The sequence below is a fragment of the Kocuria palustris genome (genome assembly GCF_016907795.1).
Classification (GTDB): domain Bacteria; phylum Actinomycetota; class Actinomycetes; order Actinomycetales; family Micrococcaceae; genus Kocuria; species Kocuria palustris.
Genome location: NZ_JAFBCR010000001.1, coordinates 166,550 through 192,985, shown reverse-complemented (window position 1 = coordinate 192,985; position 26,436 = coordinate 166,550). Strand labels below are relative to the sequence as shown.

The following is a 26,436-nucleotide window of genomic DNA, read 5'->3' as shown; positions in this document are numbered from 1 at the left end:
CCTCCCAATTCCGCCGTCACGCAGTGACATGCGGCGATGCCCCACTGGACGACGGCCCAGCATCAAGTCCGTCCCAGGCAGGTGGGCGCTCGGCCGCCTCAGCAGCCTGCACCCGGACATGCGAAAGGCGCCGCCGCTCCTTTCAGGGAACGGCGGGGCCCTCGACCGACGGAGCCGGAGATCAGTGGGCGTGCTCTCCGCGGCTGTGCTCGAAGACCATTCCGAACACGCCGAGCATGGCGATCGGGAACGCGAGGCCCACGATCCACCAGTCGATGGCCAGGCCGAGCACGAAGATCATGGCACCGGCGCCGAACAGCAGCGGCGTCCAGGACCACGGGGAGAAGTGCCCGTAGTCGCCGGCGCTGTCCGAGATCTCGCCCTCGAGGTCATCCTCAGGGAGCATCGCCTTGGCGCTACGCAGCGTCAGCTGGAAGTAGACCGCGAGGAAGGCGGACATCACGCCGACGGCCAGCAGGGCCGGGAAGCCGGCCAGCTCGTGGAAGTCGGTCACGAACCCGTAGATGAAGCCCACGACGATGCAGAACGCCGTCAGCAGCCACATGACCTGGATCGTTGCCTTCATCGGGTGGCCTCCATGGTGTCGTGCTCGCGGCGATCCCGCTCGGTCGGGTTGGCCTCGGTGTCACCGGTGTGAGGATCCGGCGACAGGGCCGCCAGCTCCGGGTGGTGCAGGTCCAGGGCCGGGCGCTCCGAGCGGATGCGCGGCAGCGAGACGAAGTTGTGCCGCGGGGGCGGGCAGGACGTCGCCCACTCGAGCGAGCCGCCGAAGCCCCAGGGATCGTCGACCTCGACCTTCCTGCCGCGCTTGTGCGTGATGTACACGTTCCAGAAGAACGGGACCATCGAGGCTGCCAGCAGGAAGGCGCCGATGGTCGAGAACTGGTTCATGAACGTGAACCCGTCCTCCGGCATGTAATCGGCGTAGCGGCGGGGCATGCCCACCACACCGAGCCAGTGCTGGATCAGGAAGGTCATGTGGAAGCCCACGAAGAGCATCCAGAAGTGGACCTTGCCGACACGCTCGTTGAGCATCTTGCCGGTGAACTTGGGCCACCAGAAGTAGAACGCGGCGAACATGCCGAACACGACAGTGCCGAAGATCACGTAGTGGAAATGGGCGACCACGAAGTAGGAGTCCGAGACTTGGAAGTCCAGCGGCGGGGTGGCCAGGATGACGCCGGTCAGGCCGCCGAAGAGGAACGTGAACAGGAAGCCCAGGACCCACAGCATGGGAGTCTCGAAGGTGATCGAGCCCTGCCACATGGTGCCGATCCAGTTGAAGAACTTCACGCCCGTGGGCACCGCGATCATCATGGTCATGAACGAGAAGAACCCGAGCATGACCGAGCCGGTGACGTACATGTGGTGGGCCCACACGGTCACGGACAGCGCGCCGATGGCGATGGTCGCGAAGACCAGGCCGACATAGCCGAACAGCGGCTTGCGGGAGAACACCGGGATGATCTCCGAGACGATGCCGAAGAACGGCAGCGCCAGCACGTAGACCTCGGGGTGGCCGAAGAACCAGAACAGGTGCTGCCACAGGATCGCGCCGCCGTTCTCGGCGTCGAAGATGTGCCCGCCCAGTCGACGGTCCATGCCCAGTGCGAACAGCGCGGCCGCCAGCGGCGGGAAGATCATGATGATCAGCAGCGCGGTGATCAGCGAGGTCCAGACGAACACCGGCATGCGCCACATGGTCATGCCCGGAGCCCGCATGCACAGGATCGTGGTGATGAAGTTGACGCCGCCCATGATCGTGCCGAAGCCCTGCAGGACCAGGCCGAAGACCCAGAGGTCGCCGCCGACTCCCGGCGAGAACGTGGTGGAGTTCAGCGGAGCGTAGGCGAACCAGCCGAAGGACGCGGCGCCCTGCGGGGTCAGGAAGCCGATCACGACGACGGTCGAGCCGAATATGAAGAACCAGAAGGCCAGCGCGTTCAGTCGCGGGAAGGCGACATCCGGCGCGCCGATCTGCAGCGGCACCAGCACGTTGGCCAGGCCGATGAACAGCGGGGTTCCGAACATCAGCAGCATCACCGTGCCGTGCATGGTGAACAGCTGGTTGTACTGCTCCTTGGTCTCCAGGATCTGCATGCCGGGAGCGAAGAGCTCTGCACGGATCAGCAGCGCCATGACGCCGCCGAGGCAGAAGAAGGCGAAGGACGTGATCAGGTACATGTACCCGAGCGTCTTGTGGTCCGTGGTGGTCAGCCAGCTGACGATGATCCGGCCCTTGGAGCGGGGCACGACCCGCGGTGCGACCGCGGCGGAGTCATTGGCTGAGTACTCGAGAGTGGTCATATTCTCTCCGTCCCTCAGTTCTCGTCGTACGTCGAGCCGGGCATGGAGTCCTGGTTCTCGATCGCTTCGTCATTGGTGTTCGGGTTGCGGTCGTACTCGGTGCCGAGCTGGCCGGTGTTGCCCTGGTCGCGCAGAGTCTGCATCTGCTGGTCGTACTCCTCCTGGGAGACGATCTCGACGTTGAAGAGCATCTCCGAGTGGTACTCGCCGCACAGCTCGGCGCACTTGCCCTGGAAGGTGCCCTCATCGCCGGTGGTGAACGACAGGTAGTTGGTCTGGTTCGGGATCATATCCATCTTCTCGAGGAAGGCGGGGACCCAGAACGAGTGGATGACGTCGCGGGAGGTGATCTCCAGCTCGATATCGCTGTCGGCCGGCAGATACAGCGTGGGCAGCGTGTCCTCGACGCCCTCCGAGCCGTCCGTGTTCAGATGCGCCTGCGTGCCCGAGTAGTAGACGTCGTCATCGGTGTAGTTGAAGTCCCAGGCCCACTGCTTGCCGATGACCTGGATGGTGGTGTCCGGGTTGTCATGGCGCGGGGTGATGTCCGCCAGTACGCGCTCCGAGAACACGAACAGCGTGACGACCAGAGCGATCGGCACGAAGGTGTAGAAGATCTCCAGCGGCAGGTGGTAGGCGACCTGGCGGGGATAGCCGACCTCGTTCTTGCGACGGCGGTAGGCGATCATGCACCACAGCATCAGGCCCCAGGTCACCAGGCCGACGGCCATGGCCGCGATCCACGAGCCGACCCACAGGTCCAGGATGGCCTGAGCGTTGTCCGTGGGGGCAGAGTCCCCCACCGGCATGAATCCGTTGCGGACCTGCTGGTTCAGCTCCGCGGAGCAGCCCGTCAGGGCGAGCAGCGCTGCGCCTCCGAGTGCGCTCAGCGTGAGCGTCCGGCGGCGTCGGCTGACGGTTCGGGAAAGCGAACTCACAGACAGCCCTTCCTGTTCTCGATCGCGGTCCTGCCCGTCCGAGTGCTGGCGACGGTCAGGAGCCTGGGGTTTCTCCTGGAGTTTACCCCCTGCGCCCCGAACGTGCTGACACTTCGTCAGCCGTGTGTCCTGGTTTCCGGGGCATGCTGCCGCCCCAGGCTGGGGCTCGCAGCCCGGCACGACGAAGGCCCCGCAGCTCCCCTCGAGGGGAGCCGCGGGGCCTGGCGCCGATGCGCGGCGCGGATCAGCTGAAGGAGTCGCCGCAGGCGCAGGAGCCCTGCGCATTGGGGTTGTCGATGGAGAAGCCCTGCTTCTCGATGGTGTCCTCGAAGTCGATGGTGGAGCCCTCGAGGTAGGGCACCGACATCTTGTCGACGATGACCTCGACGCCGTCGAAGCCCTTGGCCGCGTCGCCGTCGAGGACGCGCTCGTCGAAGTAGAGCTGGTAGATCAAACCGGAGCAGCCGCCGGGCTGCACGGCCACGCGCAGGCGGAGGTCGGTGCGGCCCTCCTGCTCGAGCAGGGCGCTGACCTTCTGCGCGGCGGTCTCGGTCAGGGTGACCCCGTGCGTGGGCAGTCCCTCGGTGGTGACGGTGTCGGTGGTGACGGTCATGCGCTCTCTCCTCCTTGCTGTCCGCCCTCGAAGACGAGGAGCGGGACGTGGCAGCCTTGCTGCAACCTGGAACCAGTGTGGACCCGAGAACATTCCCGCGTCCATCCGCCGCGCGGCCGCGGCGCGCACGACGGCTCCGGCGCGCCGGGGCAGCGGCTCAGCTGCCCGACGAGGCCGCCCGAGCCGCGAGCCACAGCGCCTCGGCGAAGATCGCTCGGCGGTAGTCCTCCAGATGCAGGGACTCGTCGATCCCGTGGGCGCGCGTGTCCGGGTCCTCGATCCCCGTGACGAGGATCGCGGCCTCCGGGTACATGGCCTGCAGGTCGGCCGTGAACGGGATCGATCCGCCCATGCCCATCTCCACGCTGGGACGGCCCCAGGCCGCGCCCAGCGCCCAGAGCATCTCCTGGGCGGGAGGGGCCGAGGTGTCGGTGGCGAAGGCGGGACCGGTCTCCTCGATCTCGACCTCCACCCGGGCGCCGAAGGGAGCGTGCGACTCGAGGTGGCTCACCAGGGCCCGCGCGGCCTCCTTCGGATCCTGGCCAGGGGCGATGCGCAGCGAGATCTTGGCCCGGGCGCTCGGGGCGATCGTGTTCGAGGCGACATCCACGGCGGTCGCGTCGAAGCCGGTGATCGAGATCGCCGGCTGCGTCCACAGCCTCGAGGTCAGGCTCCCCCGCCCGGCCAGCCGGACGTCCGGCAGCACTCCGGCATCGGCGCGGAACTGCTGCTCGTCGTAGTGCAGCTGCTCGCCGCTCTCGGCTCCCTCGTGGCGCTGCAGGCCCTCGACGGCCACGGCGCCGTCGTCGTCGTGCAGCGTGGCGATCAGACGGGAGAGCAGCGTGGGCCCGTCCAGCACCGGCCCGCCGTAGCCGCCGGAATGGAGGGTGTGGTCCACGCCGCTGACCTCGACGATCGCGCCCACGACGCCCCGAAGGCTGGTGGTCAGCGTGGGGACCCCGACCTGCCAGTTGGCGGAGTCGGCGATGACGATCGCATCGGCGGCCAGGGCCGAGCTGTGGCGGGCCAGGAACTCGGCGAAGTGCGGGGAGCCCGCCTCCTCCTCCCCCTCGATGAACATGGTGATGCCCAGGCCGTGGTCCTCTCCGAGTATCCGGCGCAGCACGCGCACGGCGGCCACGTGGGCCAGCACGCCTGCCTTGTCATCGGCTGCGCCTCGGCCCCACAGGCGGCCGTCGCGCTGCTGGGCCTCGAACGGCGGGGTGGTCCAGGCGGAGAGCTCTCCTGGGGGCTGGACATCGTGGTGGGCGTAGAGCAGGACCGTCGGGCGCCCTTCTGCGGCTTCCCTCCGGGCCAGGATCGCCGGGTGGGACTCGGAGCCGTCGGCCGCGTGGATCTCGACCGAGTCGAAGCCCTCGGCCTCGATCAGCGCGGCGACGGCCTTCGCCGATCGCTCGAGGGGCTCCTGGTCGAACGAGTCCCAGGCGATGCCGGGGATCGCCACCAGCTCGGTGAGCTGATCGATCACAGTCTCGAAATCGTCGTCGACCGCCCGGCGGAAGGCCTCGCGGTCGATGCCGGCCACATGGGCGGGGGCCGTCAGGGGCGGTGTCTGCTCGCTGTCGCTCATGGACGCCGATCCTAGCGACGACAGCGCGCTGCGTCGCGGGCGGTCGTCTAGACTCGACGGGTGATCGGACGCAGAAGCAAGGAAGCACAGACCACCGACGAGCCCGTCGGCGGCTCCACGGCCGCCGCCCCGGAGGCCGAGCAGACGGAGCACGACGAGGCTCGGCACCGCGGTCCCAAGACCGAGGGCAAGGGCCGTCCCACGCCCTCGCGCCGTCAGCAGGAGGCCGCGCGCGTGCGCCCGCTGGTCCCGGAGGACCGCAAGGCCGCCAAGCAGGCCGACCGCGCCGCCCGGCGCGAGCAGCGCCTCACGGCCCAGCAGGGGATGGCCGCCGGCGACCGCCGCTACCTGCCCGCACGCGATCAGGGCGAGCAGAAGGCCTTCGTGCGCGACTGGGTCGACTCCCGCTGGAACGTCGCGGAGGTCCTCATGCCCATCGCGCTGATCGCCCTGGTCTTCCTGCTGATCCCCTCCGGGTTGCAGCAGATCGGTGTGGCCGTGTTCTACGCGCTGATCGCCATGGCGGTGCTCGACAGCATCCTGCTGGTCATCGGCGTGCGTCGCGGCCTGAACCGCAAGTTCGGCAGCCGCGAGTCCGGCACGAGCTTCTACGCGGTGACCCGCGCCATGAACCTGCGCTCGACTCGCATGCCCCGCCCCCAGGTCAAGCGCGGCCAGCGCCCCTCCTGAGTCTCCCTCCTCGCTCCTGCGCGGTGCGAGCAGCTGTGCTGAAGGCCCTCTCCCCGCGGGGAGAGGGCCTTCAGCCGCTCCTGAGGGCTCGTGCTCAGCCCCGGCGCGCGCGGCGGCCCGGACGGCGGCTCCCGCGACGCAGCCCGCGCACGATCCTGGCGGCGTAGAACGGCCCCTCGTAGAGGAAGGCCGTGTAGCCCTGGACCAGATCGGCACCGGCCTCCAGCCGGCGCCGGGCGTCCTCGGCGGAGGCGACTCCCCCGGCGGCGATGATCGTGAGCCGGTCCCCCACGTGCGCGCGGACGATGCGCAGGACCTCCTCGGCCCGCGGGGCCAGCGGCGCGCCCGAGAGGCCTCCGGCGCCGATCTTCGCGACCGCCCCCGGATCGGTGCGCAGCCCCAGGCCATCGCGGGCGATCGTCGTGTTCGTGGTGGCGATCCCGTCCAGGCCCAGCTCCAGGGCCAGGTCGGCAACAGCGCGGACGTCGTCATCGGCCAGGTCCGGGGCGATCTTCACGAGCAGTGGGATGCGGCGCCCCGCAGCGGCCTCGGACTCCTCCCGCACGGCGGCGAGGATGGGCCGCAGCGACTCGACGGCCTGCAGCTCGCGCAGTCCCGGGGTGTTCGGCGAGGAGACGTTGACCATCATGTAGTCGGCCAGCGGAGCGAGCTGGCGGGTCGAGGCGCGGTAGTCGGCCACGGCGTCCTCGAGCGCGACCGCCTTGGTCTTGCCGATGTTGACCCCGATGACCGGACGGGCCCGCCCGGACCAGTCGGCGTCGAGCTCGCGACGGGCCCGGGCCAGGCGAGGTGCGACGGCTGCGGCGCCGTCGTTGTTGAAGCCCATCCGGTTGATGACGGCGCGGTCCTCGACCAGGCGGAACAGCCTCGGCTGCGGGTTGCCCGGCTGCGCCTGGGCGGTCACCGTCCCGATCTCCACATGCCCGAAGCCCAGGTCCGCCAGCGCGGGGATCCCCTGGGCGCCCTTGTCGAAGCCGGCGGCCAGTCCGAAGCGCGACGGGAAGCGCAGGCCCATGACCTCCACGGCCTGATCGCGACCGGGCCCGCACAGCCGGCGCAGCACCGCCGAGACGCCGAGGCTGCGGCACAGGCGGATGCCCAGGAAGCCGAGGTGATGGGCCCGCTCGGGATCCATCCCGGAGAACGCGAGGCGGAAGAACATAGGGTAGAGGCGCATGACCGACATTCTCGCAGAATGCCGGCGCCCTTCCCTCGCATCGCGCCCCAGGAGGCCCGCCATCGTGCCCAGCGTGCAGGAGCAGGCCCTCGCCCCGGATGGCGGGAGTGCGGAGGGGCCGTGGAGCGAGGATGTGCTGGGACCGGGGTTCCAGGCCCGACGGCTTCGGGTGACGGGGCGCGGGGTCCACGATCGCGCCACGCTGGTGCGCCACCTCCCCGGGCAGGACCCCGGCTGCGAGCAGGATCCCGACCGCGGTCCCACGGACGCCGAGGCGCGGCAGCGGCCCGCCGGCACGGTGATCTACGTCCACGGGTGGTCGGACTACTTCGCGAATCCCGAGCTCGCCCGCACGGTCTCGGCGGCCGGGTTCCGCTTCTACGCCGTGGACCTGCACGGCTACGGCCGCGCCCTGGACGACGACATCCTGGCCCGTCCGGACGTCCCCGGCTACGCCGAGTCCATGCGCGAGTACCGCGAGGACCTGCAGCAGGCCGTGCGCGCGATCGCCGAGGACGGCGCACCGGCCGAACCGGGGCGCATCGTGTGGATCGGGCACTCGACCGGAGGGCTGCTGCTCAGCCTTGCGGCCCTGCTGGCCCAGGAGCCTCCGGCGGGCCTCGCACTGGCCACGCCGTGGATCGCCTCGCATGCCCACGACCTCACGGGCCGGGCCCTGGTCGCCGTGCTGCGGAGGGTGCCGCGGCGCTGGCACGGCCGTCCGCTGCCGCTGCGGCTGACGAGCAGCTACTACCGCAGCCTCTCGGCCGACCACGAGGGTGAATGGGAGCTGGACCCGCGCTGGCGCCCGCAGACCTCGTTCCCGCTCACGGTCGGCTTCCTGCTGGCCGCGCACCAGGGGCATCTGCGGCTGCGCCAGCTGCACCTCGCCGGATCCCAGGTGCAGGCCCCGGTGCTGCTGCAGACCGCCCGCGCCAGCCTGTTCCTGCCGTGGTGGACTCCGCTGGCCAGCCGCCGCGACACGGTGCTGGACGTGCGGCAGGTGCGGCGCGGGATCGGGGTGCTGTCCCGTACGCCGCGGGTGATCTCCTACGACAGCGGCCTGCACGACATCCACCGCTCCGCCCCGCAGGTGCGCGAGCGGGCCTTCGCCGATCTCAGCGGGTGGCTGCGCGAGATCGCACAGCGCCTGCCCGGCGGCTGAGGACCGGCTCAGGCGCCGCCGGTCACCTTGTCCACGGCCCCGCCGTAGCGGCGGTCGCGACGGGCGAACTCCTCGACGGCGGCCCACAGCGTCCGACGATCGACGTCCGGCCACAGGACGTCCTGGAAGACGAGCTCGGCGTAGGCCGACTGCCACAGCATGAAGTTGGAGATCCGCTGCTCTCCGGAGGAGCGCAGGAACAGATCGACGTCCGGCAGATCCGGCTCGTCGAGGTAGGCCTGAAGGGTCTTCTCGTCGATCTTCCGAGGGTTGAGGCGGCCGTCGGCGGCATCGCGGGCCATGGCGGCTGCGGCATCGGCGATCTCGGCCCGTCCGCCGTAGTTCACGCACATGGTCAGCGTGGCGACGTCGTGGTCGCGGGTCTCCCGCTCGGCGGTCTCGAGCCGGTCGATCACCGAGCGCCACAGGCGCGGCCTGCGCCCCGCCCAGCGGATCCGCACGCCCCACTCGTGGAACGTGTCGAGCTGGCGCTGCATGACCTCGGCCGTGAAGTTCATGATGAAGGCGACCTCGCTGGGCGAGCGCTTCCAGTTCTCGGTCGAGAACGCGTAGGCCGAGACGTACGGGATGCCCATCTCGATGGCCCCGGCGACCACGTCCACCAGGGCGCGCTCGCCGGCGCGGTGGCCATCGTTGCGCGGCAGGCCGCGCTCATTGGCCCAGCGCCCGTTGCCGTCCATCACCACGGCCACATGCCGCGGCACGAACTGGGCCGGGATCGGCGGAGCCACGGCACCGGAAGGGTGGGCCGGGGGCGGGGAGAAGCGGCTCACAGGGGTCCTCTCGACGGGGATCAGTCGCGCTCGACGAGCGGCAGCGACTTCACGGCGTGCTCCAGGTGGAACTGGACGTAGGCGCCGATGATACCGGCGGCGGCCCGGGCTGTGCGGGGATCGACCGCATCCACCCGGGGCCAGTCGCCGTCCAGCAGCGCCTGCAGGTGGGCGACCACGCGGACGTCCGGCGACAGCGAGCCGGGCGGGCGGCAGCGATCGCAGACCATCCCGCCCAGCTGCGCGCTGAACGACCGATGCGGACCCGGGTCCCCGCACTGGGCGCAGACCGTGAACGACGGCGCCCACCCCGCCGCGGCCACGGCCCGCAGCAGGTACGAGTCCAGCAGCTGATCCGGGGCGTGCAGCCCCCGCGCCAGAGCGGAGAGGGCGCCGATCAGCAGGTCGTACTGCGGCCGGGTCTCCTGGCCGTCGTCGGTCGAGAGCTGCTCGGCCGCCTCGACCATGGCCGCTGCCGCGGTGAACCGGGAGTAGTCCGAGGCGATCGCCGTGGACCACGTCTTGCGCGCCACCGCCTGGGAGACGATGTCCAGGCTACGGCCGTGCACGAGCTGCAGGTCCGAGAGGGTGAACGGCTCGAGCCGGGAGCCGAACTTGGAGCTCGTGCGCCGCACGCCCTTGGCCACGGCCCTGACCTGACCGTGCTCCCGCGTCAGCAGGATCACGATCCGGTCGGCCTCCCCCAGCGGGTAGGTCCGCAGCACGACCCCGGTGTCCCGATAGGACGCCGAGGCGAACGACGAGCCACGGGCCACGGCGGTCTCAGGCCTCCTGCGACGCCGCGCGGGCCGCGCGGTTGACCGCCGAGACGACGGCCTTCAGCGAGGAGCGCGTGGTCGAGGAGTCGATGCCCGCGCCCCACAGGACCTGCTCCCCCACCGCGAGCTCGACGAACGAGGCCGCGTGGGCGTCCGAGGCCGCCGAGAGCGTGTGCTCCGAGTAGTCGAGCAGGCGCAGGTCGACGCCCTCGGCGCGCAGGATCTGGATCAGGGCGTCGATGGGGCCGTTGCCGCTGGCGGAGCGCTGGCGCGCGGCGCCGTCGATCTCCAGGCCGAGGTCCAGGCGGGTGTCGCCGTCGCTGTCCGAATGCGTGCTGATCGAAGTCAGACGGTAGCGGCCCCAGCGGTTGCCGTCGTGATCGGCAGGCAGGTACTCGTCCTGGAAGATCTCCCAGATCTGCTCGCCGCTGATCTCGCTTCCGCTGTCCTCCGTGTGGCGCTGGACCACGCCGGAGAACTCGATCTGCGCACGGCGCGGGAGGGTGAGCCCGCGCTCGGTCTTCAGGAGGTAGGCCACCCCGCCCTTGCCGGACTGCGAGTTCACGCGGATCACGGCCTCGTAGGAACGGCCCAGGTCCTTGGGATCGATCGGCAGGTACGGCACGGCCCACTCGAGCTCCTCGACCGAGACGCCCTGGCGCTGGGCATCGGCCTGCATGGCGTCGAAGCCCTTGTTGATCGCGTCCTGGTGCGAGCCGGAGAAGGCCGTGAAGACCAGGTCGCCGCCGTACGGGGAGCGCTCGGGGACCGGAAGCTGGTTCGCAGTCTCCACGGTGGAGCGGATGTGGGCGATGTCCGAGAAGTCGATCATGGGATCCACGCCCTGGGTGAGCATGTTCAGCCCCAGGGTCACCAGATCCACGTTGCCGGTGCGCTCGCCGTTGCCGAAGAGGCACCCCTCGATGCGATCCGCCCCGGCCAGGTAGCCCAGCTCGGCGGCGGCCACGCCGGTGCCGCGATCGTTGTGCGGGTGCAGGGACAGGATCGTCGAGTCGCGGTGGTACAGGTTGCGCGTCATCCACTCGATCGAATCGGCGTAGACGTTGGGGGTCGCCATCTCGACGGTGGCCGGCAGGTTCAGGATCATCTCTCGGTCGCCGCCGATCTCGAAGGTCTCGGCGACCTCGTTGGAGATCCGCGCCGCGAACTCGAGCTCGGTGCCGGTGAACGACTCGGGCGAGTACTCGTAGACGATCCTGGTGTCGGTCGTGGCCGCGAGCTGCTCCTCGTACTTCATGCACAGGCGCGCACCCGTCAGGGCGATGTCGACGATCCCGTCCTCATCCGAGCGGAACACCACCCGGCGCTGGAGGACCGACGTCGAGTTGTAGAGGTGCACGATCGCCTGCGGGGCGCCGGCGATGGCCTCGAACGTGCGCTGGATGAGGTGCTCGCGCGACTGGGTCAGGACCTGGATCGAGACGTCCTCGGGAATGCGGTCCTCGTCGATGAGGCGGCGCACGAAGTCGAAGTCGACCTGCGAGGCGGACGGGAAGCCGACCTCGATCTCCTTGTAACCCATCTTCACGAGCAGCTCGAACATCATCAGCTTGCGCTGGGAGTCCATGGGGTCGATCAGGGCCTGGTTGCCGTCGCGCAGATCCACGGCGCACCAGCGCGGGGCCTGCGTGATGATCTTGTCCGGCCAGGTGCGATCCGGCAGGGAGAACGGGATCTGTTCGTGGAACGGGAGGTACTTGTGCGTGGGCATGCCCGAGGGCTTCTGGCGATTCTGCATGGGTGTACCTGTCTCTGACGCCGCGCGGGAGCACCGCGCGGCATGGGTGAGAAGTGGACCGGGCCGGGCATGACGAGCGCCGCAGCGGGATCCGGCCCTTCCTGGCGATCTCGGCGCCCCGGCGACCGTGGCGGTCAGGGGCGGGATCAGGCCAGGATCAGGACCCGCTGCGGCAGATCAGCAGTAGCTTCGCGGCCGTGCACATGGCCTCGACCGTATCACCACGGACCGGCCTCTGAGGCACTGCCCGCGGCATCACTGCTGGCAGGTGAACTGCTCGGCCGTCTGACCGCTGTACTGCTCCGGGACCTCGGAGTCGACGGCCATGGTCTGACCCTCGGCGAAGTCCTCCCCGACCGTCAGGGAGACGCCGCTGGCGAGGTCCGCGCTGTGGGCGATCTGGGAGTCGGGGATCCCGAGCTCGTCGGCGATCTGCTCGGCGGCCCCCTCCCATCCCAGGGCGTAGTGCAGCTGAGTGCCCGGCAGATCCTCCTCGGACCGCTCGCCGAGCTCGGCGAGGTCGTAGCCGGCCTCGCCGAGCCGGTCGACCAGCTCCTGGTCGCGGTCCTCGGCGCCCGAGGCGTTGATCACCGTGACCGGCACCGTCTCCGGGCTGAAGTCCTGGGCCTCGGGGGTGGCCTGCCGGGTCGGCGCGGCGGTGGCAGCTGCGCTGCCGCTCGAGCTCGCCGACGGCGACGCGGAGGCCTCCGGCTGCCCGTCCTCGGTCAGGGAGCCGTCCTGGCGCAGGACCTCGAAGAGCTCCTCGGCCGGCTCCTCGTCGAGCTGCAGGCGGTTGGGATCCTCCGGGTAGACCTCGGCGGGCACCGACACGAAGACCACGCGCGAGAGGTCCACATTCGCCAGCTCCCCGGCCAGCCCCACGATGCGCGTGACATTGCCCAGCTCCTGGTCCACATGGAGGTTCTGGGTCATGACATCGGCGATCTCGTAGAGCGCCGGCAGATTGCTCAGGGTGCCCTCGGCCTTCAGCTTGCGCGCCAGCGAGGACATGAACTGCTGCTGCGAGCGGATGCGGGACTCGTCGCCGCCGTCGCCGAAGGCCGCCCGGGAGCGCAGGAACGCCAGGGCCTGCTCGCCCTCCACCGTGGAGGTGCCCGCCGACAGCTCCAGTCCGGACTTGGGATCGTCGACCTCGTGGTTCACGCAGACCTCCACGCCGCCCACGCTGCGCGACAGCTCGGTCACGGCGTCGAAGTCGGCGAGCATGAAGTGATCGATGCTCAGGCCGGTGAGCTCATTGATCGCTGCCACCGTGCAGCCGGGGCCGCCGTTCTCCCCCGCCGAGTTGAGCATGGCGGCATCCTGCGCAGGGTAGGTCTGGCCGGTCTCCGGATCCGTGCACTCGGGGATCTCCACCATCAGATCGCGGGGGAAGGACACGACCGTGACGTCCTCGCGGTCCTCCGAGATGTGGGCCAGCATCATGACGTCCGTCTTGCCGCCGCCGTTGCCCTCCTCGACCTCCCCGTAGCGGGAGTTGCCCTCACCGGCGCGGGTGTCCGAGCCGAGGATGAGGATGTCGGTGGCCCCGGAGTCCTCCGCCTCTTCCTGCCCCAGGTTCAGCGGGCTGGTGACCAGGTTCTGCTGCAGCTTGAAGATGCTCAGCCCGCCGATGCCCACCACGACGGCCAGAAGCATGGCCGCGATGATCAGTCCCCAGCGCCGCCCCTCCGGCGGCGCGGACGCGGCACTCCAGTGACGACCGAGCTGCTCCGGCTCGGTGGTGCGCTCGTCGGCTGCTGCGTCATCTCGGGGGTGTGTGCTCACGTGCTCTGTTCCGGTCGATCTGGGGGGGTGGCCTCGAGGCTTCAGAAGCCGAGCCGTGACATCTGCCGCGGGTCGCGCTGCCATTCCTTGGCCACCTTCACGTGCAGGCTGAGGTAGACCCGGGTGCCGAGCAGCCGCTCGATCGAAGCACGGGACGTGGCGCCGATCTCCCGGAGGCGGGCCCCTTGCTTGCCGATCACGATGGCCTTCTGCGACGGGCGCTCCACATACAGCGAGACGTGCACGTCCAGCATGGGATCGTCCTCGGGCCGGTCCTCGCGCGGGATCATGTCGTCGCACACGGCAGCCAGGGAGTGCGGCAGCTCGTCGCGCACGCCTTCCAGGGCCGCCTCGCGCACGAGCTCGGCCACGAGCGTCATCTCCGGCTCGTCCGTGAGGTCGCCGTCCGGGTACAGCGGCGGGGAGATCGGCATATGCGAGATCAGCAGCTCGGCCAGCTCCTCGAGCTGGAAGCTGTCGACCGCCGAGACGGGGATGACATCGGCGAATCCGATGTCCTCGGGCACCGGAGTCGGCGTGTAGTCGCGGCCGCGCTTCCTGGCCCTGATGCCCTGACGGCGCTGGAACTCCACGTGCTCCGCGGTGAGCACCTCGCGACCCATGGCCTCCACGGCCATGAGCCGCTCGGCGAGCTCCCCGCGATCGACCTTGTCCGCCTTGGTGATGATCGCGACGATCGGCTTGCGCCCAGCACTGGCAAGCTGCTGGGCGATGAAGCGGTCGCCGGGGCCGATCTTCTCGTCCGCCGGGATGCAGAAGCCCAGGACGTCGACCTCGCTGAGGGTCTCGCTCACGAGCTCGTTGAGCCGCTCCCCCAGCAGCGTGCGCGGGCGGTGGACCCCCGGCGTGTCGACGAGCACGAGCTGGCCGCTGTCCCGGTGCACGATCCCGCGGATGGTGTGGCGCGTGGTCTGCGGGCGGTTGGACGTGATCGCGATCTTCTCGCCGACCAGCGCATTGGTCAGCGTGGACTTGCCGACGTTGGGCCGTCCCACGAAGACGGCGAAGCCCGCGCGCGTCTGTGCGGGGTCATCCCACTGCGCGGGGCCGCCGGTCCGGGTTGTCTCGCTCATCTTCAGGTGCTGCTCTCAGGTGTCGTGGTGAGGACGGGATGGCCGCTGCGTTGCGCTCGGCGGCGGTTCAGCGGATGGTCTCGGCGGGGGCCTGCCGGCCCAGGAAGCCGCTGAGCAGCTGTCGCTGCAGGGCGAACATGGTCGTGCGCTCGTCGTCCTCGGCATGGTCGTGGCCGAGCAGGTGCAGGATGCCGTGCACGGTCAGCAGGGCGAACTCGTCCTCGGTGCTGTGCCCGGCCTCGGCGGCCTGCCTGGCGGCCACCGGCGGGCACAGGACGATGTCCCCGAGCACGCCCTCGGTCGGCTCCTGGGCGGTGCCGGCGCGCAGCTCGTCCATGGGGAAGGACAGGACGTCGGTGGGCCCGGGAAGATCCATCCACTGCACGTGCAGCTCGGACATCTCATCCTCGTCGACCACGGCGATCGACAGCTCGACGGACTTCGACAGGTGCAGCTCGCGGAAGCAGTGCTCGACCAGCTCCCGCTGCCGCGCCGGGACGTACGCCTCCCAGCTGGCGCGATCGGCGGCCGTGGCGTCCTCCGGCAGCGGGCGGATGTCGAACTCGACGCTCATGCGCCCTCCCCCTGCTGCTCCTGTGCGTCCTGCGACGTCCCGCGCTGGGCTGCGGCCTCACGACGGGCGTCCTTGCGCTCGCGGCGCTCCTGGCGCCGGCGGTTGGTCACGCCGAAGACCTCGTAGGCATCGACGATCCGCCCCACCAGCTCGTGGCGCACGACATCGTCGCTGGTCAGCTCCGGGAAGGCGATGTCCTCGACGCCGTGGAGGATGTGCTCGACCTGGCGCAGGCCCGAGGACGTGCCGCCGGGCAGGTCCACCTGGGTGATGTCGCCGGTGACCACGATCTTGGAGCCGAAGCCCAGGCGCGTGAGGAACATCTTCATCTGCTCGGGCGTGGTGTTCTGGGCCTCGTCGAGGATGATGAAGGAGTCGTTGAGCGTGCGCCCGCGCATGTAGGCCAGCGGGGCCACCTCGATGGTCCCGGCCTCCATGAGCTTGGGAATCGCGTCCGGGTCGAGCATCTCGTGCAGGGCATCGAAGAGCGGCCGCAGGTAGGGGTCGATCTTCTCGTTGAGGGAGCCGGGCAGGAAGCCCAGCCGCTCGCCGGCCTCGACCGCGGGACGCGTGAGGATCAGCCGCGAGACCTCCTTGCGCTGCAGCGCCTGCACCGCCTTGGCCATGGCCAGGTACGTCTTGCCCGTGCCGGCCGGGCCGATGCCGAAGGTCACGGTGTGGTCGTCGATGGCGTCCACGTAGAGCTTCTGGTTGATCGTCTTGGGGCGGATGGTGCGCCCGCGCGAGCTGAGGATGTCCTGGTTCAGAGCGCTCGAGGGCCGTGCCGCCGCATCCCTGCCCAGGATGCCCATCAGCTGCGCGATCACCTGCGGGGTGACGAGCGTCCCCTGGGAGGCCAGGGCTCGGATCTCCTCGAGCAGCGCGACGACGACGGCGACGTCCTCCGCGCGGCCGTCGACCGAGACGGTGAGGTCGTGGGCGCGCAGATGGGTGCCCGGACGGGCCAGCTCGATCTGGGTCAGCGCGGAATCGGCCTGGCCGATGCTGCGCACCATGGTCTCGCGGTCGTGGAAGACGACGGTGCGCCGCACGCGCTCCTGCTCCGGAGACGTGTCCTGCGCGGGTGCCCCGACGGGACGCTGCGGGTCCGCTTCGGTGTCCGAGAGGGTGCTGTGATCCATGGTGAGGGCCGTGTGGCCGCTGCCGCCTTCCGTTGCGCTGCGCGTGGTCTGCTCCGCACGGGAGGCTGCAGCTGGTGCAGGCCGAGGTGCGGTTCGAGGGCCCATGCTATCCCGCCGGTGCGACGCGCCGGCGGGCGGCTGCGCCGCCGTGGATGCTCACCAGCGCCCGAGGGCGCAGGACAGCACGGCCACGGCAGCGGCCCCTGCCGTGGAGGAGCGCAGGACCTCCGGGCCCAGCAGCATCGGCTGAGCCCCGGCCTGCACGAAGCGCTCGAGCTCGGTGTCCGAGACGCCGCCCTCCGGGCCCACGATCAGCCCGATCCCCTCCAGGTCCTCGTGGGACGCCAGCTCCGGAAGCAGCTCGGTGAGACGCTGCTGCGCGCTCTCGTGCAGGACCAGCCAGCGCGTGCCCGGCGCCTCCTCGATGAGCCGGGCCAGCGAGGAGCTCGTGACCGGCTCGCGCAGCTGCGGCCAGCGACCCCGTCGGGACTGCTTGGCCGCCGAAGTCAGGGCGGACTCCCACTTGGCCAGCTGCTTGGCCTGGCGCTCGGGGCGCAGCTTGGCGATCGAGCGCTCGGCCTGCCACGGGATCACGGCCTCGACGCCGAGCTCGGTGCAGGACTCGACGGCCTGCAGATCACGGTCGCCCTTGGCCAGGGCCTGCACGAGGATCAGCTCGGGGCTGCGCGCCGGCTCCTGCACGGAGTCCTCGACGCGCAGCTCGATCCGGTCGCCGGCGGCGCTCACGACGCTGCCGGTGACCCGCAGCCCGCGGCCGTCGACGAGCTCGAGCCGCTCGCCGGTGCTCAGGCGCCGCACGGTGGCGGCGTGGCGGGCCTCCGGGCCGCTGAACACGATCTGCTCCCCCGCGCCGGCGCCGAGCATCTCGGTCTCGGCGAGGAAGACGGGCAGCGTGGTCATGTCCGGCGCCTCACTGATCCGCGAAGCGGTCGCGCAGCCGCGAGAAGAACCCGCCGCCGCCCCCGCGCTCCTGCGTGCGGCTCACGGCGGTTCCGGTGTGCTGCTCCTCGCCGCGCAGGGAGGCCAGCCGGGTGAGCAGCTCGCGCTGCTCGCCGGTGAGGTCCTCGGGGGTCTCGACCTCCAGGTGCACCACCAGATCGCCGCGCTCCCCGCTCTGGCTGCGCAGCCGGGTGGAGCCCAGGCCCTCGACCCGGCGGGTCTGACCCGACTGGGTGCCTGCGGGGATCGAGATCTCCTGGGGGCCGTCGAAGGTGTCGAGCTTGAGGGTGGTGCCCAGCGCGGCCGAGGTCATGGGGATCCGCACGGTGACGTGCAGGTCGTCGCCGTCGCGGGTGAACGTGGGGTCCTGGGTGACCTTGGTCTCCACGTACAGGTCGCCGCTGGGGCCGCCGGCCACGCCGGCCTCGCCCTGCCCCGACAGGCGGATGCGCACTCCGCTGCGCACGCCGGCGGGGATCTTGACGTTCAGCGGGCGCTTGTCGCGCACGCGCCCGTGGCCGTAGCACTCCTGGCACGGGGACTTGATGACATCGCCGTAGCCGCGGCAGGTGGGGCACTCGGCCACGGTCATCACGGTGCCCAGGGGCGAGCGGATGGGCTGGCGGACCTGGCCCTGGCCGCCGCAGTCGGTGCACTGCTCGGGGTGGGTGCCCGGCTGGCAGCAGGTGCCCTGGCACTCGGGGCACACGACCGCGGTGTCCACCGTGATCCGCTTCTGGGTGCCGAAGACGGCCTCCTGCAGGGAGACGTCCACGGTGATCAGGGCGTCCTGGCCCTGGCGCGTGCGGGACTTGGGGCCCTGGGCTCCGCCGCCCTGGAAGAAGGCGTCGAAGATGTCGCCGAAGCCCCCGAACCCGCCGCCGCCGAAGCCGCCTCCGCCGAAGCCGGACTCGCCGTTCTCATTGCCGGTGGCGTCGTAGATGCGCCGCTTCTCCGGGTCGGAGAGGACGTCGTTGGCGTGGGAGACGCGCTTGAACTCATCGGCGGCATCCGGCGACGGGTTGACGTCCGGGTGCAGCTGACGGGCCTTCTTGCGGTAGGCGCGCTTGATCTCCTCGGCGGAGGCGTCCCGGGACACGCCCAGGGTCTCGTAGTGATCGCTCACAGGTCGTTCCGTCCTCGTCATCTCTGGGATTCGTGGTCTGCGCGCCCCTCGCCGGGCGCATGGCCGGGCTCGAGGAGAGCGCGAGTCTGTTCGGTGCGGCTCAGCTGGGCAGCGAGCGCGAGAGGTAGCTGGCCACGGCGCGCACCGCCGCCATGGTCTGCGGGTAGTCCATGCGGGTGGGACCCAGCACGCCGAGCTTGGCCCTGCGCTGCGGACCGTATCCGGTGGCGACGACAGCGGTCTCGACCAGCGGGTCCGACGAGTCCTCCGCACCGATGCGCACGGCCACCCCGCGCTCGTCCTGCTCCATCTCCGAGAGCAGCTGCAGGAGGGTGACCTGCTCTTCGAGCGCCTCCAGCACGGGGCCGATGCTGCGGCGGAAGTCGTCGGTGGACTGGGCCAGGTTCGCGGTGCCTGCCAGCAGCATGCGCTGCCCGGACGCGCTGTCCAGCACGGCGGCCACGGCCGCGGCCGCCGCCTCCAGCAGGGGCTGCTCGGCCGGGGGCGCCTGCTGGGCCGCGGCCATCACGGCCGCACCGGCTCCGGCCAGCGGATGCCCGACGACCGCGCCCAGCAGCCTCGCCCGGGCATCCAGGACGACGGACTCGGCCACCGGCTCGGGCATGCGCAGCATCCGCTGGGAGACCCGGCCGTCGGTGGGGATCACGACCAGCAGGACCTGGTGCTCGTCCATGCGCACCAGCTCCAGGTGCCGCAGCGCGGCCGAGCTCACCGACGGGTACTGCACGACCGCCACCTGGTGGGTGAGCTGCGAGAGCAGGCGCACCGTGCGCTCCATGACGTCGTCGATGCCGTCGGCGCCCTCGAGCAGGGTCTGGATCGCGCGGCGCCGGGCCGGGGTCAGCGGCTGGACCGCCGCGATCCGGTCGACGAACTCGCGATACCCCTTGGCCGTGGGGATCCGACCCGAGGAGGTGTGGGGGGCCATGATCAGGCCCTCCTCCTCCAGCACGCCCATGTCGTTGCGCACGGTCGCCGAGGACACGCCGAGGGCGTGGCGCTCGACGAGGGCCTGGGAGCCCACCGGCTCCCGGGAGTGGACATAGTCCTCCACGATGGCCTGCAGGACCTGCAGCCGCCGGGGGTGATCCATGTTCCGCTCCTTCCTGCGCTGTGCGTGCTCGCTCGGAGGACCATTCTGGCACTCGGGGGCGCACACTGCTAAGCCAGTGTAGGCGGGCTCACGCCTCCGCGCTCGCACCGGGGCATTGGTACGCTCGCCGCTGATCCGCCCGGAGGCGCCCCCTCCGGCGCACCGCACCACCACGTCCGTCGATCTGGAGACCTCCATGCCCCCTTCGTCCTGGGGACCGCGCTCCCTCAGCGACCTGTCCGCCTCGAACCGCCCGCCCGAGCCGCGTCAGCTGCCGGTGGCCCGCGGCATGGTCCTCGAGGAGTTCGAGACCGGCTGGGTCGGGGCCGTGGTGCGTCTGGAGACGATCGGCGGCATGCGCGTGCTCAGCCTCGAGGACCGTCGGGGCAGGATCCGCAGCTTCCCCCTGGGACCCGGCTTCCTCTTCGAGGGCGAGCCCGTGATCGCGGCCGAGCCTCAGCGCCGCAGCGCACCCAAGGCTCCCGCGCGCACCCGCTCCGGGTCGGTCGAGGTGGAGGGCTTCCGCGCCCGCACGGCCCAGGCCTCCCGCATCTGGGTCGAGGGCAAGCACGACGCCGAGCTGGTCGCGAAGGTCTGGGGCCACGACCTGGCGGTCGAGGGCATCGTGGTCGAGCCGCTGCACGGCGTGGACGATCTGGCCGCGGCCGTCGCGGAGTTCTCCCCCGGGCCGTCGCGGCGCCTGGGCATCCTGGTCGATCACCTGGTCGCAGGCTCCAAGGAGTCCCGGATCGCCGAGGAGGCCATGCGGGTGCCGTCCGCCCCCGGCAACGTGGCGGTGCTGGGCCACCCGTACATCGACATCTGGCAGGCCGTGAAGCCCAGCGCCATGGGCATCCGCGCCTGGCCCGAGGTGCCGCGCGGGATCGATTGGAAGACCGGGATCTGCCGCGGACTGGGCTGGCCGCACGAGACCCCCGAGGACATCGGACGGGCCTGGAGCTCGATCCTCTCCCGCGTGGACACCTACGCCGATCTGGAGCCGGCGCTGCTCGGGCGCGTCGAGGAGCTCATCGACTTCGTCACGGTCCCCGGCAGCGCCTGAGCAACCCGTCACACGGGGCCTCGCACGAAGCCCTCGGAGGCCGTCAGCGGCTAGACTGTGCAGGACCCGAGCGCTTCCCCGACCCCCAGGGGACCTGCGGCGCCCGCACGACCGGCCCTGCCGGTCACACGACCTCGAAGGTGGACAGTGGCCGTCTCCAGCAGCAGCCCCCAGCGTCTCAGCGACTCCGGTGCCGAGCCGGACGACCTCGGCTCCGACGACCAGGCGGCCCTCGCTCCGAACGAGTACGAGGGGCTCAGCGCACAGCCCGGTCCGGTCTCCGTCTCGGACGATCAGCAGCTGGCCACGCTGACGCACATGCTCGGAGTGGTCGGCTGTGTGCCCAGCATGATCATCCACCGCTGGGCCAGGGGCCGCGCCCGCTTCACCGAGCAGGAGTCCCTGGAGGCCGCCAACTTCACGCTGCTGCCCACCCTCGTGGTGATCGCCGGCGCGCTGCTGGCCTTCATCCCGTGGGTCGGCTGGATCTTCGCCATCCTGGCCGCCGCAGCCTGGCTGATCCTCGCCATCTCCTCGGTCGCCGCAGCCGTCTCCGCCAACTCCGGGCGTCCGTACCGCTACCGCCTCAACTGGTACCTCTACGACGCCCTGGCCAGCCGACGCCAGGAGCGCCGCCGGGAGCGCGAGACCTCCGGTCCGGTCACAGCCCAGGGCCAGGTCGTCACCCCCAGCGGCCGCACCGCTGAGGCCCCAGAGCCGGGTCCCGGCGCGCAGAGCTGACCCGGACGCCGCACGGCACGCGCAGAGGGCCCCGCTTCGGCGGGGCCTTCTGCATGTCATCCGCAGGTCTGCCCGGCCGTGGACCGGCCGTTCCGACGGGTCCGAGAGCCCTGCGGCTCAGTCGACGAGCAGCCGCCGCACCACGGCGTCCCCGAGCAGGCGGCCGCGCAGCGTGAGCACGAGCCGGCCCTGCAGCGCGCTGCGGCCGTCGATCAGCTCCTCGGCCACCAGCCCCGCGATCTGCTCGCGCCCCTCCGGACGCAGCGCCGTCAGCGGCATGCCGTCTGCGATGCGGGATTCGAGCATCACGCGCTCCATGTACCGGGTGTCGTCGTCGAGCTGCTCGCGGCCCACGGCGGGAGAGAGGCCCCTGCGCACCGTCTGCGCGTACGGCATGGGGTGCTTGCGGTTCCACCAGCGCACGCCGCCCACGTGGCTGTGGGCGCCGGGGCCGACGCCCCACCAGTCCTGGTTGTGCCAGTAGGCGAGGTTGTGCGCCGAGCGGTTCTCCAGCGCGCTGCGCCCGCCCGCGACCCGGGACCAGTTGGAGATCTCGTACCACTCGAAGCCTGCCTCGGAGAGCATCTGCTCGGCGATCCCGTACTTCTCCGCCTGGTCGTCCGGGTCCACCGGGTCCACGTCGCCGCGGCGCATCTGCGCCGCCATGCGCGTGCCGTCCTCCACGATCAGGGAGTAGGCGGAGAGGTGGTCCGGCTCCAGGGAGATGGCCTGGCGCAGCGACTCCCTCCAGTCCTCGGGCGACTCCCCCGGCGTGCCGTAGATCAGATCCGTGCTCACGGACAGCCCGGCCTCCTTGGCCCACTGCACGACCCTCGGCACGTTCGCGGGATCGTGGGTGCGCTCCAGGGTGCGCAGGACGTGCGGCACCGCGGACTGGACGCCGAAGGACACGCGGGTGAATCCTCCGTCGGCCAGCGTCTGCAGGTCCTCCCGGGTCACCGAGTCGGGGTTGGCCTCGGTGGTGACCTCCGCGCCCTCCAGCAGACCGAAGCTCCCGCGGGCGCTGTCCAGGATCTCCACGAGCGCCGAGGACGCCAGCCGGGTGGGCGTGCCCCCGCCGAAGAAGACGGTGTGCAGTTCGCGGCGCGCCGCCCCGGAGCGCTCGAGCGCCTCGCGGGCGAACTCGATCTCGCGCACGGCCTCGAGGTGGTAGGCCGCCTGCGAGACGTCGGGGCCCAGCTCCAGGGCGGTGTACGTGTTGAAGTCGCAGTAGCCGCAGCGCACGGAGCAGAACGGCACGTGCACGTACAGGCCCAGGGTCCGCTCGTCGCTTCCGTGAGCGGCGGTCTCCGGGAGCAGTCCGTCCTCCGGAGGGGTCTCGCCATCGGGCAGAGAGGGCATCTTTATCCTTCGAGTTCTACTTCAGGTTTTGATTATTCGCACGGGCTTCACGTTCGACGTGAACTCCAGGACGGAGCTCTCGTGCAGGTCAGAGCGTGATCGCCAGGCCGGTGATGTCGTCGTGCACGGTCATCCGGGGCGCGCGTACGCGGCGGGGATCCGCTCGCTCGAGCCCACGCAGGCTCTGAGCGAGGGAGCCGGCCGAACCGCTGTGCAGCGCCTCGAAGAGCCCGCGCCGACCGGTGATCGCGAAGGGATCGACCACGCGCTCCAGACCGTCGGTGAGCAGACACACGCGCCGCTGCTCGGCCCCGGGGATCAGCTCCACGCGGGCATGCTGCGCGGCCTGCGGCGAGCCGCCGAGGATCCACAGCCCGTCCTCCGTGCTGCGTGTGCGCCGGTCCCGCATCTGCGCCTCGAGAAGCTCGGCGTAGGCGGCCTCAGCGCTGCGGCCCTGTGCTCGCAGCTCGTGCCAGCGGCGCAGCACTCGGGCCTCGCCGCCGGCGAACTGCGGATCGACGACCTCCAGGATCTGCCCACCGTCCTCGAGCCACAGCGGCGAGTCCCCCAGCACGAAGCATTCGAGGCCCTGGGCGGTGCGCCGGATCAGCGACAGCGTGGCCGTGGGGATCTCGGCCCCGGGCCAGCCGATCTCGATGCTGCGCTGGGCCTCGGCGCGGGCGGCCTCGACGATCTGGTGCAGGGGCTGGCTGCGCGCTCGAGCTCCGGCGTCGGCGAGGATCGCGCGCAGGGCTGCGGAGAGCCTCCAGGCGAAGCGGGCGACCTGCTCGTCGGCGCTGCGGGGGTCCTGGGCGCCCAGCGCTGTGGCCCCGTCGAGCACCCAGGCCGCCTGGAGCCGTCCGCTGGCATCGCGGGCCGTTCCCCAGGCGTCCTGCGTGCGCCGCTTCGCCGAGACGGCCACCACGGCCGGGCCGCAGATCACGACTACTTCTTCTTCTCCGGCTCGTCCGCCGACAGCGCCGCCACGAAGGCCTCCTGGGGGACCTCCACGCGACCGACCATCTTCATGCGCTTCTTGCCCTCCTTCTGCTTCTCGAGCAGCTTGCGCTTGCGGGTGATGTCGCCGCCGTAGCACTTGGAGAGCACGTCCTTGCGGATGGCCCGGATGTTCTCTCGTGCGATGATCCGCGAGCCGATCGCCGCTTGGACGGGGACCTCGAACTGCTGGCGCGGGATGAGCTCGCGCAGCTTGTTCGCCATGGTGGTGCCGTAGGAGTAGGCCTTGTCCTTGTGCGTGATCGCGGAGAAGGCGTCCACGCGCTCCCCCTGCAGCAGGAGATCGACCTTCACGAGCTCGGAGACCTCGTCGCCGTCGGCCTTCCAGTCCAGGGAGGCGTAGCCGCGGGTCTTGGACTTGAGCTGGTCGAAGAAGCCCACCACGATCTCGGCCAGCGGCAGGCGGTAGCGCAGCTCCACGCGGTCCTCGGAGAGGTAGTCCATGCCGCCCATCTGGCCGCGCTTGGACTGGGCGAGCTCCATGATGGTGCCCACGAACTCCGACGGCGCCAGGATCGTGGCCGCGACCATCGGCTCGCGGATCTCCTTGATCTTGCCCTCGGGGAACTCGGACGGGTTGGTGACCAGCAGCTCGGTGCCGTCCTCGGTCGTGACGTCGTAGGACACCGACGGCGCCGTGGCGATCAGATCCAGGTTGTACTCGCGCTCGAGGCGCTCGCGCGTGATCTCCAGGTGCAGCAGGCCCAGGAAGCCGCAGCGGAAGCCGAAGCCCAGCGCCGTGGAGGTCTCGGGCTCCCAGACCAGGGCGGCGTCGTTGAGCTGCAGCTTCTCCAGGGCGTCGCGCAGCACCGGGTAGTCGGAGCCGTCGATCGGGAACAGCCCGGAGAAGACCATGGGCTTGGGGTCCTCGTAGCCGCCGAGCTCCTGCTCAGCGCCCTTGACGGCGGTGGTGACGGTGTCGCCCACACGGGACTGGCGGACGTCCTTCACGCCGGTGATGAGGTAGCCGGTCTCCCCCGCGGCCAGGCCGTCGGTGGGCTTGGGCTCCGGCGACATCACGCCGATCTCGAGCAGCTCGTGCTGGGCCCCGGTGGACATCATCTCGATGCGCTCGCGCGGTTTGAGGCTGCCGTCGAAGAGCCGCACGTAGGTGACCACGCCGCGGTAGGTGTCGAACACGGAGTCGAAGATCATGGCACGGGCGGGAGCCTCGGGATCGCCCGACGGCGCCGGGATCTCCTCCACGATGCGGTCCAGCAGCTCCTCGACGCCCTCACCGGTCTTGCCGGAGACCCGCAGCACGCGCTCCGGGTCCTCGCCGATCAGGTTGCCGATCTCCTCGGCGTACTTCTCCGGCTGAGCGGCCGGCAGGTCGATCTTGTTGAGCACCGGGATGATGGTGAGGTCGTTCTCCATGGCCAGGTAGAGGTTGGCCAGGGTCTGCGCCTCGATCCCCTGCGCGGCGTCCACCAGCAGCAGCGCGCCCTCGCAGGCGGCCAGCGAGCGGGAGACCTCATAGGTGAAGTCCACGTGGCCCGGGGTGTCGATCATGTTCAGGGCGTAGTCGGTGCCGTTCACGCCCCAGGGCATGCGCACCGCCTGCGACTTGATCGTGATGCCGCGCTCGCGCTCGATGTCCATGCGGTCCAGGTACTGAGCCTTCATCTCACGCGGCGTGACCACGCCGGTCGACTGCAGCATGCGATCGGCCAGCGTCGACTTGCCGTGGTCGATGTGCGCGATGATGCAGAAGTTGCGCAGCACCGACTGGTCGGTGCGCGCGGGCACCGGCGGATGGGCGGCCAGTGGGGACAAGGCGGGGCCTCTCTTGGTCGATCCGGACGCGCGGCTGTTCAGTGCTCGGCGCCCGACGGGCAGGGCGGATCAATGGCCCAGTGTCTCATGTCCTCTGCGCCGCGCTCGTCGCGACGACCGCGCCCAGCCGATGCTGTGCCCCAGCCCTCGGCGAGGCCTCAGCCGGTCCCGGGCAGCGGGCCTGGTTCAATGGCGGGCATGAACATCAACTTCCAGCAGGTCGCCCGCGGTCTGCTGCGCGGCTATCGGGTCGTGCAGCGCCTCCAGCGCGAGACGGGCCGAACGAGCTCGGGACCCTCGACCTCCACGACCGCCCGGGACAGTCCCGGATCCCAGCAGCGCTCGTCGTCGCCGTCGTCGTCGCACTCCTCCGGTCGCGGGTTGTCCGGTGAGTACCCGGGCGACTACCGGGGCCGTGTGGCGGTGTCCTACGCCCCGGACCCCGACGGCGAGCCCGATCCCGGGGAGATCGTGTGGACCTGGGTGCCCTACGAGGAGGACCACTCCCGGGGCAAGGACCGGCCCGTGCTGATCGTCGGGCACGACGGCCCGTACCTGCTCGTGCTGATGCTGACCTCCAAGGACCGCAACAACGCGAGCTCCTCGGATGCCGACTACCTCGACATCGGCACGGGCGCCTGGGACCGCGACGGCCGCCCGTCCGAGGTCAAGCTGGACCGCGTGATCCGGGTCCGGCCCGAGGATGTGCGCCGCGAGGGCGCGGTGCTGCCGAAGGACCGGTTCGATGACGTCGCCCGGGGGCTCGAGCGACGCGGCTGAGGCCTCGGGGCCGCCGGGCCCCCGCTCTGGTAGGCTTGTCCGCT

At 70.7% G+C, this 26,436-nt stretch carries 24 protein-coding genes; 5 read left to right on the top strand and 19 right to left on the bottom strand.

Annotated elements, in window-relative coordinates; all coding sequences use genetic code 11:
- Nucleotides 1–181: 181 nt before the first annotated feature.
- The 5 genes from JOE55_RS00865 to JOE55_RS00845 form a co-directional block, all read right to left on the bottom strand.
- Nucleotides 182–586, bottom strand: a complete 405-nt coding sequence (locus JOE55_RS00865) for a cytochrome c oxidase subunit 4 (RefSeq protein ID WP_006213229.1) — start codon at nt 584–586, stop codon at nt 182–184.
- On the bottom strand, nt 583–2,328 hold the full coding sequence (ctaD, locus tag JOE55_RS00860; protein ID WP_204781728.1) for an aa3-type cytochrome oxidase subunit I: 1,746 nt from the start codon (nt 2,326–2,328) through the stop codon (nt 583–585). The genes JOE55_RS00865 and ctaD overlap by 4 nt, the downstream gene beginning before the upstream one ends.
- Before the next feature lie 14 nt (nt 2,329–2,342).
- Nucleotides 2,343–3,266: an aa3-type cytochrome oxidase subunit II gene (ctaC, locus tag JOE55_RS00855; protein WP_053447350.1), complete on the bottom strand. Its 924-nt coding sequence runs from the start codon at nt 3,264–3,266 to the stop codon at nt 2,343–2,345.
- A gap of 244 nt (nt 3,267–3,510) precedes the next feature.
- Nucleotides 3,511–3,879: a HesB/IscA family protein gene (locus tag JOE55_RS00850; protein WP_058870920.1), complete on the bottom strand. Its 369-nt coding sequence runs from the start codon at nt 3,877–3,879 to the stop codon at nt 3,511–3,513.
- Between the two features lie 157 nt (nt 3,880–4,036).
- A complete protein-coding gene (locus JOE55_RS00845) occupies nt 4,037–5,470 on the bottom strand; it encodes a dipeptidase (protein ID WP_204781727.1) in 1,434 nt (477 codons plus the stop codon).
- A 60-nt stretch (nt 5,471–5,530) separates the two neighbouring features.
- Between JOE55_RS00845 and JOE55_RS00840 the strand changes: the two genes are divergently transcribed.
- On the top strand, nt 5,531–6,160 hold the full coding sequence (locus JOE55_RS00840; protein ID WP_024290489.1) for a DUF3043 domain-containing protein: 630 nt from the start codon (nt 5,531–5,533) through the stop codon (nt 6,158–6,160).
- Between the two features lie 94 nt (nt 6,161–6,254).
- On the opposite strand, the gene JOE55_RS00835 is transcribed toward JOE55_RS00840, so the two are convergent.
- Nucleotides 6,255–7,358, bottom strand: coding sequence for a quinone-dependent dihydroorotate dehydrogenase (locus JOE55_RS00835; RefSeq protein ID WP_204781726.1), 1,104 nt, complete (start codon nt 7,356–7,358; stop codon nt 6,255–6,257).
- Nucleotides 7,359–7,422: 64 nt separating this feature from the next.
- Between JOE55_RS00835 and JOE55_RS00830 the strand changes: the two genes are divergently transcribed.
- On the top strand, nt 7,423–8,523 hold the full coding sequence (locus JOE55_RS00830; RefSeq protein WP_204781725.1) for an alpha/beta fold hydrolase: 1,101 nt from the start codon (nt 7,423–7,425) through the stop codon (nt 8,521–8,523).
- Between the two features lie 8 nt (nt 8,524–8,531).
- On the opposite strand, the gene JOE55_RS00825 is transcribed toward JOE55_RS00830, so the two are convergent.
- The 10 genes from JOE55_RS00825 to hrcA form a co-directional block, all read right to left on the bottom strand.
- Nucleotides 8,532–9,317, bottom strand: coding sequence for an isoprenyl transferase (locus JOE55_RS00825; protein ID WP_204781724.1), 786 nt, complete (start codon nt 9,315–9,317; stop codon nt 8,532–8,534).
- Between the two features lie 20 nt (nt 9,318–9,337).
- Nucleotides 9,338–10,093: a DNA repair protein RecO gene (recO, locus tag JOE55_RS00820; RefSeq protein WP_204781723.1), complete on the bottom strand. Its 756-nt coding sequence runs from the start codon at nt 10,091–10,093 to the stop codon at nt 9,338–9,340.
- A gap of 7 nt (nt 10,094–10,100) precedes the next feature.
- Nucleotides 10,101–11,855 (bottom strand): 2-isopropylmalate synthase, encoded by a 1,755-nt coding sequence (gene leuA / locus JOE55_RS00815; protein WP_204781722.1) that lies wholly within the window; start codon nt 11,853–11,855, stop codon nt 10,101–10,103.
- Nucleotides 11,856–12,110: 255 nt separating this feature from the next.
- Nucleotides 12,111–13,643, bottom strand: coding sequence for an LCP family glycopolymer transferase (locus tag JOE55_RS00810; protein ID WP_204781721.1), 1,533 nt, complete (start codon nt 13,641–13,643; stop codon nt 12,111–12,113).
- A 41-nt stretch (nt 13,644–13,684) separates the two neighbouring features.
- Nucleotides 13,685–14,737, bottom strand: coding sequence for a GTPase Era (locus tag JOE55_RS00805; RefSeq protein ID WP_204781720.1), 1,053 nt, complete (start codon nt 14,735–14,737; stop codon nt 13,685–13,687).
- A 67-nt stretch (nt 14,738–14,804) separates the two neighbouring features.
- Nucleotides 14,805–15,311, bottom strand: coding sequence for an rRNA maturation RNase YbeY (gene ybeY / locus JOE55_RS00800; protein WP_006213242.1), 507 nt, complete (start codon nt 15,309–15,311; stop codon nt 14,805–14,807).
- Nucleotides 15,308–16,453: a PhoH family protein gene (locus JOE55_RS00795; RefSeq protein ID WP_024290497.1), complete on the bottom strand. Its 1,146-nt coding sequence runs from the start codon at nt 16,451–16,453 to the stop codon at nt 15,308–15,310. The genes ybeY and JOE55_RS00795 overlap by 4 nt, the downstream gene beginning before the upstream one ends.
- A 156-nt stretch (nt 16,454–16,609) precedes the next feature.
- Nucleotides 16,610–17,374, bottom strand: a complete 765-nt coding sequence (locus tag JOE55_RS00790; protein ID WP_204781719.1) for a 16S rRNA (uracil(1498)-N(3))-methyltransferase — start codon at nt 17,372–17,374, stop codon at nt 16,610–16,612.
- 10 nt (nt 17,375–17,384) lie between these two features.
- Nucleotides 17,385–18,539 (bottom strand): molecular chaperone DnaJ, encoded by a 1,155-nt coding sequence (gene dnaJ / locus JOE55_RS00785; protein ID WP_053447341.1) that lies wholly within the window; start codon nt 18,537–18,539, stop codon nt 17,385–17,387.
- Nucleotides 18,540–18,639: 100 nt separating this feature from the next.
- Nucleotides 18,640–19,653 (bottom strand): heat-inducible transcriptional repressor HrcA, encoded by a 1,014-nt coding sequence (gene hrcA / locus JOE55_RS00780; RefSeq protein ID WP_024290500.1) that lies wholly within the window; start codon nt 19,651–19,653, stop codon nt 18,640–18,642.
- Between the two features lie 196 nt (nt 19,654–19,849).
- On the opposite strand from hrcA, the gene JOE55_RS00775 reads away from it, so the two are divergent.
- Both JOE55_RS00775 and JOE55_RS00770 read left to right on the top strand, forming a co-directional pair.
- Nucleotides 19,850–20,716, top strand: coding sequence for a DUF3097 domain-containing protein (locus JOE55_RS00775; protein WP_006213247.1), 867 nt, complete (start codon nt 19,850–19,852; stop codon nt 20,714–20,716).
- Between the two features lie 147 nt (nt 20,717–20,863).
- Entirely contained in the window at nt 20,864–21,457 is a 594-nt protein-coding gene (locus JOE55_RS00770) for a DUF4870 domain-containing protein (protein WP_338125382.1), read from the top strand.
- 117 nt (nt 21,458–21,574) lie between these two features.
- Here the strand turns inward: JOE55_RS00770 and hemW are convergent, their stop codons facing one another.
- The 3 genes from hemW to lepA all read right to left on the bottom strand — a co-directional run bounded on the left by hemW (nt 21,575) and on the right by lepA (nt 25,612).
- Nucleotides 21,575–22,819, bottom strand: a complete 1,245-nt coding sequence (gene hemW / locus JOE55_RS00765; RefSeq protein WP_204781718.1) for a radical SAM family heme chaperone HemW — start codon at nt 22,817–22,819, stop codon at nt 21,575–21,577.
- 88 nt (nt 22,820–22,907) lie between these two features.
- Entirely contained in the window at nt 22,908–23,762 is an 855-nt protein-coding gene (locus tag JOE55_RS00760; protein ID WP_204781717.1) for a protein phosphatase 2C domain-containing protein, read from the bottom strand.
- A 2-nt stretch (nt 23,763–23,764) separates the two neighbouring features.
- Nucleotides 23,765–25,612 carry a translation elongation factor 4 gene (gene lepA, locus JOE55_RS00755; protein ID WP_024290505.1) on the bottom strand — a complete coding sequence of 616 codons (1,848 nt, stop codon included), beginning with the start codon at nt 25,610–25,612 and terminating at the stop codon, nt 23,765–23,767.
- 189 nt (nt 25,613–25,801) lie between these two features.
- On the opposite strand from lepA, the gene JOE55_RS00750 reads away from it, so the two are divergent.
- The gene (locus JOE55_RS00750) at nt 25,802–26,392 is read left to right on the top strand and encodes a type II toxin-antitoxin system PemK/MazF family toxin (RefSeq protein ID WP_053447337.1); all 591 of its coding nucleotides are present in this window, start codon (nt 25,802–25,804) and stop codon (nt 26,390–26,392) included.
- The last annotated feature ends 44 nt before the right edge of the window (nt 26,393–26,436 follow it).

Coding starts and splice junctions, on each gene's coding strand:
- JOE55_RS00865 (WP_006213229.1), bottom strand. CDS start 586: ATGAAGGCAACGATCCAGGTCATGTGGCTGCTGACGGCGTTCTGCATC.
- ctaD (WP_204781728.1), bottom strand. CDS start 2,328: ATGACCACTCTCGAGTACTCAGCCAATGACTCCGCCGCGGTCGCACCG.
- JOE55_RS00850 (WP_058870920.1), bottom strand. CDS start 3,879: ATGACCGTCACCACCGACACCGTCACCACCGAGGGACTGCCCACGCAC.
- JOE55_RS00845 (WP_204781727.1), bottom strand. CDS start 5,470: ATGAGCGACAGCGAGCAGACACCGCCCCTGACGGCCCCCGCCCATGTG.
- JOE55_RS00835 (WP_204781726.1), bottom strand. CDS start 7,358: ATGCGCCTCTACCCTATGTTCTTCCGCCTCGCGTTCTCCGGGATGGAT.
- leuA (WP_204781722.1), bottom strand. CDS start 11,855: ATGCAGAATCGCCAGAAGCCCTCGGGCATGCCCACGCACAAGTACCTC.
- JOE55_RS00805 (WP_204781720.1), bottom strand. CDS start 14,737: ATGAGCGAGACAACCCGGACCGGCGGCCCCGCGCAGTGGGATGACCCC.
- ybeY (WP_006213242.1), bottom strand. CDS start 15,311: ATGAGCGTCGAGTTCGACATCCGCCCGCTGCCGGAGGACGCCACGGCC.
- JOE55_RS00795 (WP_024290497.1), bottom strand. CDS start 16,453: ATGGATCACAGCACCCTCTCGGACACCGAAGCGGACCCGCAGCGTCCC.
- JOE55_RS00790 (WP_204781719.1), bottom strand. CDS start 17,374: ATGACCACGCTGCCCGTCTTCCTCGCCGAGACCGAGATGCTCGGCGCC.
- hrcA (WP_024290500.1), bottom strand. CDS start 19,653: ATGGATCACCCCCGGCGGCTGCAGGTCCTGCAGGCCATCGTGGAGGAC.
- JOE55_RS00775 (WP_006213247.1), top strand. CDS start 19,850: ATGCCCCCTTCGTCCTGGGGACCGCGCTCCCTCAGCGACCTGTCCGCC.
- hemW (WP_204781718.1), bottom strand. CDS start 22,819: ATGCCCTCTCTGCCCGATGGCGAGACCCCTCCGGAGGACGGACTGCTC.
- JOE55_RS00750 (WP_053447337.1), top strand. CDS start 25,802: ATGGCGGGCATGAACATCAACTTCCAGCAGGTCGCCCGCGGTCTGCTG.